6 protein-coding genes are annotated in these 9,002 nt (G+C 72.8%); 4 read left to right on the top strand and 2 right to left on the bottom strand.

What is annotated here, in order from left to right; translation table 11 throughout:
• Window positions 1–225 precede the first annotated feature (225 nt).
• Window positions 226–3,429 carry a type I polyketide synthase gene (locus AC29IT_RS08850; RefSeq protein ID WP_488218376.1) on the bottom strand — a complete coding sequence of 1,068 codons (3,204 nt, stop codon included), beginning with the start codon at window positions 3,427–3,429 and terminating at the stop codon, window positions 226–228.
• Between the two features lie 202 nt (window positions 3,430–3,631).
• Between AC29IT_RS08850 and AC29IT_RS08845 the strand changes: the two genes are divergently transcribed.
• From AC29IT_RS08845 to AC29IT_RS08830, 4 genes are read left to right on the top strand one after another with little or no spacing between them, the layout of a single operon-like run.
• Window positions 3,632–5,035 carry a glycosyltransferase gene (locus tag AC29IT_RS08845; RefSeq protein WP_358444684.1) on the top strand — a complete coding sequence of 468 codons (1,404 nt, stop codon included), beginning with the start codon at window positions 3,632–3,634 and terminating at the stop codon, window positions 5,033–5,035.
• Window positions 5,035–6,087, top strand: a complete 1,053-nt coding sequence (locus AC29IT_RS08840) for a DegT/DnrJ/EryC1/StrS family aminotransferase (RefSeq protein WP_358444686.1) — start codon at window positions 5,035–5,037, stop codon at window positions 6,085–6,087. The genes AC29IT_RS08845 and AC29IT_RS08840 overlap by 1 nt, the downstream gene beginning before the upstream one ends.
• A gap of 30 nt (window positions 6,088–6,117) precedes the next feature.
• Entirely contained in the window at window positions 6,118–7,284 is a 1,167-nt protein-coding gene (locus AC29IT_RS08835) for a cytochrome P450 (protein ID WP_358444689.1), read from the top strand.
• A 28-nt stretch (window positions 7,285–7,312) separates the two neighbouring features.
• Entirely contained in the window at window positions 7,313–7,510 is a 198-nt protein-coding gene (locus AC29IT_RS08830; protein ID WP_488218375.1) for a ferredoxin, read from the top strand.
• A 296-nt stretch (window positions 7,511–7,806) separates the two neighbouring features.
• On the opposite strand, the gene AC29IT_RS08825 is transcribed toward AC29IT_RS08830, so the two are convergent.
• Window positions 7,807–8,994 carry a cytochrome P450 gene (locus AC29IT_RS08825; protein ID WP_488218374.1) on the bottom strand — a complete coding sequence of 396 codons (1,188 nt, stop codon included), beginning with the start codon at window positions 8,992–8,994 and terminating at the stop codon, window positions 7,807–7,809.
• Window positions 8,995–9,002: the final 8 nt, after the last annotated feature.

Raw genomic sequence — 9,002 nt, 5'->3', positions numbered from 1 at the left:
CGGTCAGTCCTTCTCTCGGCAATCTCCGGACTCGTCGTGCTTAGCGGGTCCAGTGGCGGAACCTCAGCGCCCTCCTCGCTGCGGGATCGTTTTCACCGGTGGCTCCGCCACAGGAGAAAACGCTGTCCTCGCGAGGAGAACGCTGAGAACCCGCGGGTGGTCCTGCTGCTTTGGTGGTCGCTGCTCAGCGGCTTCGCCGCTGACAGGAGGGACGGGGGCGGCGGGTCAGGCGACGAACTCTTCGTCTATGAGGTCGAGGAGGCGGTCGAGGGGGGCTTCGGCTATGTCGTCGTCGGCCAGGTCGTCGTGGGCGGTGCCGTTCGGCATGGCTCCGCGGAGGCGGGTGGCGAGGCGGTCCAGGTGGGCCGCCAGGCGTTCCCGCTCCGCCGGGTCGGCGGGGGCCTCGTCGAGGCGGCGCTCCCAGTCGGCCAGTTCGGCGGTCAGGTCCGTCGTCGGCAGATCCGTCGTCGGCAGCTCCGCGGCGAGCAACCCGGACAGGTGCTCGGCCACCGCGCGCGGCGTGGGGCGGTCGAACGCCAGCGACGTCGGCAACCGCAAGCCCGTCGCCGCGCCCAGCCGATCCCGCAGCTCCACCCCGGTCAGCGACTCGAACCCCGCTTCCTTGAACACCCGGTCCGCACCCACCCGATCAACGTCGCGATGCCCCAGGACCTCGGCAGCCGCACCGCGCACCAGCTCCAGCAGGAACGGGACGCGCTTGCGCTCCGGCAGCGCCGCGAACCGTTCCGGCACCTCCGCAATCCGTTGCGATGCCTCCGGAACCCGTTGCGGCGCCGGGGTTCCCGCGGTACCCGCCGCGGCCGGTGCGGCACTCGTCCGCGTCGGCCAGAACCGCTCGTGCTGGAACGGGTACGTCGGCAGCGGCACCGGGCGCGGCCCGGTCCCGGCGAACACCGCGGACCAGTCCACCGGCACGCCCGTCACGTGCAGGCGGGCCAGCGCGGTCACCCACGCCGCCTCTTCGTCCCGGTCCCGGCGCAGCGCGGGCACCACGACCACGCGGCGCTCCGGCACCGACTCCGGCACCAGGCCCGACAGCACGCCGTCCGGCCCCAGCTCCAGGAATCGCCGCGCCCCCGCCGCGTGCAGCGCGGCGACCCCGTCCGCGAACCGCACCGGCTCCCGCACGTGCCGCACCCAGTGCTCCGGGTCGGACAGCTCGCCCGGTCCGGCCAGCGCGCCGGTCCTGTTGGACACCACCGGGATCGACGGCTCCGCCACGGACAGGCCCGCGACGACCTCGCGGAACTCCGCCAGCATCGGCTCCATCAACGGCGAGTGGAAGGCGTGCGACACCCGCAGCCGGTTCGTCTTGCGGCCCAGGTCGGTGAAGTGCTCCGCCAGTTCCGCCACCTGCTCGGCCTCCCCCGAGACCACCACCGCGTCCGGCGCGTTCACCGCGGCCAGCCCCACCCGATCGGTGAGCAACGGGGTGACCTCGGCCTCCGTCGCCTGCACCGCGGCCATCGCGCCGCCCGGCGGCAACGCCTGCATCAGCCGGCCGCGGGCCGCGATCAGCGCCGCCGCGTCCGGCAGCGACAGCGCGCCCGCGACGTGCGCGGCGGTCACCTCGCCGACCGAGTGGCCGCCGACGTGGTCGGGGCGGACGCCGTGCGCCTCGGCGAGGCGGAACAACGCCACCTCGACCGCGAACAGCGCGGGCTGCGCGCACCCCGTCCCGTCCAGCGCCGACTGGTCGGTGCCCCACACCACCTCGCGCAGCGGGCGGTCCAGGTGCCGGTCCAGCTCGGCGAGGACCTCGTCGAACGCCGCAGCGAACACCGGGAACCGGGCGTGCAGCTCGCGGCCCATGCCGAGCCGCTGCGAACCCTGTCCGGAGAACAGCACCGCCAGCGGACCGTCCGCCGCGACCCCGCGGGCCACCTCGGTCGCCCCGTCCGCGGTGCTCAGCAACACCGCGCGCCGTTCGTGCGCGTGCCGCCGCACCGCCAGCGTCCAGCCCAGGTCCACCGCGGAACCCGGGGCGTCGGCCAGCTCCGCGACCTCCGCCACGAGCGCGTCCAGCGCACCGTCCGAGCGCGCCGACACCGGCAGCGGCACCGCCGCGGGCGAGATCTCCGCGACCGGCGACGTCTGCTCGACCGGCACCGGCTGTTCCACGATGACGTGCGCGTTCGTCCCGCTGATGCCGAACGAGGACACCCCGGCCCGGCGCACCCGGTCGGCGCGCGGCCACGGCGCGGCCGCGGCCAGCACCTCCACCGCACCCGCCGTCCAATCCACCTCGGCCGAGGGCGCGCGCAGGTTCCGGATCCCCGGCAGGTGGTCCCGGCCCAGCGCCAGCACCGATTTGATCAGCCCGGCCATGCCCGCGGCGGCCTGCGCGTGCCCCAGGTGGCCCTTCAGCGAGCCCAGCAGCAGCGGCACCTCCCGGTCCTGCCCGTAGGTGGCCAGCAACGCCGCCGCCTCCACCGGATCACCCACCGGCGTTCCGGTGCCGTGCGCCTCCACCGCGTCCACATCGGACGGATCGAGGCCCGCATCGGCCAGCGCGTCACGGATCACCGCGCGCTGCGCCGCACCGCTCGGCGCCGTCAGCCCCGGCGACGCACCGTCGGAGTTCACCGCCGACCCGCGCAGCAGCGCCAGCACCTCGTGCCCGTGCTCGCGCGCCCGCGACAACGGCTCCAGCAGCACCACCCCGGCGCCCTCCGACCAGGCCGTGCCGTCCGCGTCGTCGGAGAACGGCTTGCAGCGCCCGTCGGCGGCCAGCCCGCCCTGCCGGGAGTAGCCGACGAACGCGGCGGGCGTGGACATCACCGTCACCCCCGCCACCAGCGCCAGCTCGCACTCGCCCGCCGCCAGCGACCGCGCCGCCGTGTGCACCGCGACCAGCGACGACGAGGACGCGGTGTCCACCGCCAGCGCCGGGCCGGACGCCCCCAGCAGGTACGCCACCCGGCCCGCGGCCACCGCGGGCGAGAACCCGGTCACCGCGTGCCCGCTCACGTCCTCGGCCGCACCGTCCGCGGCCACCGCGTAGTCCTGTCCGTGCAGTCCCGCGAACACCCCGGTCCGGCTGCCGCGCAACGACTCCGGGTCGATCCCGGCCCGCTCCAGCGCCTCCCAGACGACCTCCAGCAGCACCCGCTGCTGCGGATCCATCGCCAGCGCCTCCCGCGGCGAGATCCCGAAGAACTCCGCGTCGAAACCCGCCGCATCGGCCAGGAAACCCCCGGTCCGCACCGCGCAGGCCGCGTGCAACGCGTCCACGTCCCAACCCCGGTCGAGGGGGAACTCCGATTCCGCGCCGGAATCGGAGTCGACCAGCGCCCACAGGTCCTCCGGGGACCGCACTCCGCCGGGGAACCGGCACGCCATCGACACCACTGCGATCGGATCGGCCGCGGCCGGGCTCGTCGTGCGCCGGATCGTCATGCGCTGCACCACCTCAGGAGAAGTCGGGCGGGACTGCACCATTCGAGTGCGCAGCGTAGGGGCCGATTCGCTGTACTTTTCCCTAGAGCCGCAGGTCGCGGGCCTGGAAACGGGGGCAGGACTAGGGATTCTCCGCACCTCGTCGTGGGAGAAAGTTCCCCGTCCCGGCCCGCCGCCCGCCGCCGGGACGCCGACTCTGGAGGGTGTGCCCATGGAATCGACCCGGCGGCCGATCCTGTTCGTCAGCTACCCGGAGAGCGGGCTGCTCAACCCGCTGCTCGTGCTGGCGCAGGAGCTGTCCCGGCGCGGTGTCGCCGACCTGCACTTCGCCACCGACGACAACCGGCGCGACGAGGTGGCGGCGCTGCAGGTGGACAGCCCGGTGAACTTCGTCCCCCTCGGCCCGGTCGTACCGGAGATGTCCGCGGTGACCTGGGACGACGAGGTGTACCGGGAGGTCACGCAGCGGTCCCGCTTCAAGGCGCACCGCGCGGTCATCCGGCACACCTTCTCCCCCGAGGCGCGCATCGACAAGTACCGCGCGCTGGAGGCCGCCGTCGAGGAGATCCGGCCGGCGCTGCTGGTCGTGGAGAGCATGTGCTCCTACGGCTACGAACTGGCCATCACCAAGGGAATCCCGTTCGTGCTGGGCGTGCCGTTCATGCCCAGCAACGTGCTCACCTCGCACATCCCGTTCGCGAAGTCCTACACCGGACCGGACTTCCCGGTCCCGCACTCCGGGCTGCCGCACGAGATGTCGCCGTGGCAGCGGCTCGCGAACCGGGTGTTCAAGTTCCGCACGCTCGGCATGTTCCTGACCAAGGAGCTGCGCGAACGCGCCGCGCGGGACCAGCGGATCCGCGACGAGCTGGGCATCGCGAAGGAGGCGGGCGGGTTCATGTCCCGCATCGAGCACGCCGAGATGGTCCTGTGCTACTCCGTCCCCGGACTGGACTACCCGTTCACCGCCCCGGAGCACCTGCGGCTGGTCGGCACGATGGTGCCGCCGCTGCCGCAGGCACCCGAGGACGACGGGCTCGCCGACTGGCTCTCCGCCCGGGATTCCGTGGTGTACATGGGATTCGGCACCATCACGCGGCTCACCGCAGGCCAGGTGCGGTCGCTGCTGGAGGTCACCCGCAGGCTCGGCGAGCGCGGCACCGACGTGCTGTGGAAGCTGCCCGCCGAGCAGCAGCACCTGCTGCCGCCCGCGGCCGAACTGCCCGCGAACCTGCGGGTGGAGGCCTGGGTGCCCTCGCAGCTGGACGTGCTCGCGCACCCCTCGGTGCGGCTGTTCTTCACCCACGCCGGCGGCAACGGCTTCCACGAAGGCCTGCACTTCGGCAAGCCGCTGGTGGTCCGGCCGCTCTGGGTGGACTGCGACGACCAGGCGGTGCGCGGCCGCGACTTCGGGGTGAGCCTCACCCTGGACCGGCCGGAGACGATCGACGTCGCGGACGTGCTGGACAAGCTCACCCGAGTGCTCGACGAGCGCTCGTTCCGGGACCGCGCCGCGATGTTCGGGCAGCTGCTGCGCGACGCGGGCGGCCGGGAGGCGGCCGCGGACCTGCTGGCCGAACTGCCCGCGCTCGCCGCGGAGAAGGCGGGGCTGTGATGGGCTTCCCCGTCTCCCAACCCTGGTTGCAGGGCCGCGAGCAGGAGTACGTCACCGAGGCCGTCGCCGGGAACTGGATCTCCTCGCAGGGCCCGTTCGTGCGGCGCTTCGAGGAGGAGTTCGCCCGCAGGCACGGGTCCGCGCACGGCGTGGCCTGCTCCTCGGGCACCACGGCGCTGACGCTGGCGCTGCGCGCGCTCGGGGTCGGCCCCGGCGACGAGGTCATCGTCCCCGAGTTCACCATGATCGCCTCCGCCTGGGCGGTCACCTACCACGGCGCCACCCCGGTGTTCGTGGACTGCGGCGACGACCTGAACATCGACGTGGACCGCATCGAGGAGAAGATCACCCCGCGCACCAAAGTGATCATGCCGGTGCACGTGTACGGCAGGCGCTGCGCCATGGAGCCGATCATGGAGCTGGCGCACCAGTACGGCCTGCGCGTCGTGGAGGACTCCGCGGAGGCGCACGGGGTGCCGCCGGTCGCCGACATCGCCTGCTTCTCGCTGTTCGCCAACAAGATCATCACGGCCGGGGAGGGCGGGATCTGCCTCACCGGCGACCCGTGGCTGGCCGGGCAGCTCGCGCACCTGCGCGGCATGGCGTTCACCGCCGATCACGGCTTCCTGCACAAGAAGCTGGCCTACAACTTCCGGATGACCGCGATGCAGGCCGCCGTCGCGCTCGCCCAGACCGAACGGCTCGACGAGATCCTCGCGCTGCGCGAGGCGATCGAGCAGCGCTACGACGACGGGCTGCGCGACGTCGACGGCATCGAGCTGATGCCGCCGCGCGACGTGCTGTGGATGTACGACCTGCGCGCCCGCGACCGCGAAGGGCTGCGCGCCCACCTCGCGGAGCACGGCATCGAGACCCGGCTGTTCTTCAAACCGATGAGCCGGCAGCCCGGCTACCTCGACCCCGGCTGGCCCGAGCTCAACGCCGCCCGGTTCAGCGCGGACGGGCTCTACCTGCCCACCTACACCGGGCTCACCGCCGACGACCAGGAGCAGATCGTGGGCCGCATCCGCGAGTTCTACGGCCGGAACTGACCACCAGCAGACGACGATGGAGTGCGGATCATGTCCGACGTGGTCGACTTCCCGATGCGCCGCCCCGGCGCGTCGTTCCCGCCCGCCGAATACGCCGACTTCCGCGCGCAGTCCGGGCTGGTGCGCGCCCGGCTGCCCACCGGCGCCGTCGTGTGGCTGGTGACGCGGCACGAGGACGTGCGCACCGTGCTCACCGACCCGCGCGTCAGCTCCAACCCGACGCACGAGGGATTTCCCAGCCTGCTCGGCAAGACCGGCGGCGTGCCCTCTCCCGACACCATGCCCGGCTGGTTCGTGGCGCTCGACCCGCCCGACCACGACCGATTCCGCAAGACGCTGATCTCCGAGTTCTCGGTGCGCCGCATCCGGGACATGCGCCCCGCCATCGAGCAGGTCGTGCAGGACCGGGTGGCGGACCTGCTCGCCGCGGGCGGTACCGCGGACCTGGTGGCCGACTTCGCGCTGCCGGTGCCGTCGCTGGTGATCTCCAGCCTGCTCGGGGTGCCCAAGGCGGACCGGGACTTCTTCGAGGCCAAGACCCGGACGCTGGTCAGCACCACCGCCACCGACGACGAGCGCGAGGCCGCCACCAAGGAACTGCTGCGCTACCTCGGCAGGCTCATCTCGATCAAGGAGAAGCGGCCCGGCGACGACCTGATCAGCCGGCTGCTCGCGGTGGGCACCATGTCCGCCGCCGAGCTGTCCGGGGTCGCGATGCTGCTGCTCATCGCCGGGCACGAGACCACGGCGAACAACATCGCGCTGGGCGTGCTGACGCTGCTGCTGCACCCCGAGTGGATCGGCGCCGACGGCATCGTCGAGGAGCTGCTGCGGCTGCACTCGGTGGCCGACCTGGTGGCGCTGCGCGTCGCCGTGGACGACCTGGAGATCAGCGGGCAGCACATCGCCCGGGGCGACGGCATCGTGCCGCTGGTCGCCGCCGCCAACCACGACGAGGCGGCGTTCGGCTGCCCGCACCGGTTCGACCCGACCCGCAACGCTCGGCACCACGTGGCCTTCGGCTACGGGGTGCACCAGTGCCTGGGGCAGAACCTGGTGCGCGGCGAGATGGACCTCGCCTACCGGGTCCTGTTCGACCGCATCCCTAAGCTGGAACTGGCGGTACCGGTGGCGGAGCTGCCGTTCAAGTACGACGGCGTGCTGTTCGGGCTGCACTCGCTGCCGGTCCGCTGGTGACCACGCACCGTTCCCGAAGGAGACAGCCATGCTCAAGATCACCGCGGACAAGGACCGCTGCGTCGGCGCCGGACAGTGCGTGCTGTCCGCGCCCGACGTGTTCGACCAGGACGACGACGGCGTGGTGGCGCTGCTCGACGAGACGCCCGGCGCGGAGCACGCGGACGACGTGCGGCAGGCGGCCCTGATCTGCCCGTCGCAGGCCATCACCGTCGAAGAGGCCTGAGCACTCCCACCGCAGGTGACCGGCCCACCCGTTGAGGCGGGTGGGCCGGTCACCCGTCCGGTTCACGCCCGATCCAGCGATGCGAACCCGTGTTCGACGCGGGCAGCATCGAGGGCATGGATCTCCGGAACACCGTCCTCGCCGCGCGGCACCTCGTCCGCACCGGCCCGCTCGGCCGTGCCCGCTCCGGCCCGTTCAGGCGTGCCCTCATCCGGATGCTCGACCGCGTCCTCGGCCCGTCGCCGGGTCGGCCCGGCGGCGCCGCGGCTGCACCCGCCGCGACGCCGCCCGCCGGTTCACCAGGTGATCGGCAGTTCCAGGACGCCGCCGGAGAGCTGGCCGGTCTCCAGCTTCAAGTCCTCCGGCGCCACCGCCACTTGCAGGTCCGGGATGCGGCCGAACAGCGTGCTGAACGCCGTCTGCAGCTCCACGCGCGCCAGCGGGGCCCCGATGCAGTGCCACACCCCGTGCCCGAAGGTCAGGTGCGGGTTCGGCACCCGGCCCACGTCGAACCGCTCCGGGTCGTCGAAGGCGCGCTCGTCGAAGTTCGACAGCGTGAAGTCCAGCAGCACCAGCTCGCCGGTCCGGATCGTCACCCCACCGATCTCGACGTCCTCGGCCGCCCAGCGCGGCAGCATCGAGCTGCCCGCCTTCGCCGCGCGCAGCACCTCCTCGACCGCGATCGCCATCGTCCCGGCGTCCTGCATCGCGGTGTCCCGCTTGTCCGGGTTGTTCGCCAGCACCAGCACGCCGACGTCGATGTGGCTGATCACGCTGTCCAGCCCGGCGAACAGCACGCCTGCGGAGAGGGTGCCGATCCGCTCGTCGTCCAGGCCCGCTTCGCAGAGCCGGGAGATCACGTCCTCGCCGGGATCGCCGCGCTTGCGGCCGACCAGCTCGGAGATGTAGCCGAACAGCTCGGCGGCGCCCTCCTCGGCGGCGGCGGGATCGCCGAGCACGGCCATCCGGCCCAGCATCCGCACGATGTGCATCCGGTCCTCCGGCGGCACGCCGATCAGCTCGTACAGCACTTGCAGCGCGAAGGGCTGGGAGAACTCGGCGTGCAGGTCCACGGGCGGGCCCTTGTCCAGCAGTGCCTGCACCATCTCCTCGGCCAGCTCCACCACCTTCGGGCGCAGCCGGGCCAGCCTGCGCGCGGAGAAGCTCGGTGTCAGCAACGAGCGCATCTCCCGGTGCAGCCGGGTCGCCTCCGCCGGATCGGAATCGGTGATCAGCAGGTTGAAGAACGGGGTGTCCACGTAACGGGGGGCCGAGGGCGGGTCCGGGTGCGAGCGGTTGATCCGCTCGTCCTTGAGCAGCTGCTTGACCTCTTCGTGCCGGGTCACCAGCCACGCCTCGTCCCCGGCGGGCGTGCGCACCTTGCAGACGGGTGCCTGTTCCTGGAGGTCCCGCAGCTCCTTCGGCGGGCGGAGCATGGCCGACGGCCCGGTGCCCAGCGTCGGCAGGTCGAGGGATTGACTCATGGGCGTTT

The sequence above is a fragment of the Saccharopolyspora sp. MMCC62 genome (genome assembly GCF_057736575.1).
The sequence above is the reverse complement of the archived record's forward strand: the minus strand, read 5'-3'. Positions and strand labels throughout refer to the sequence as shown.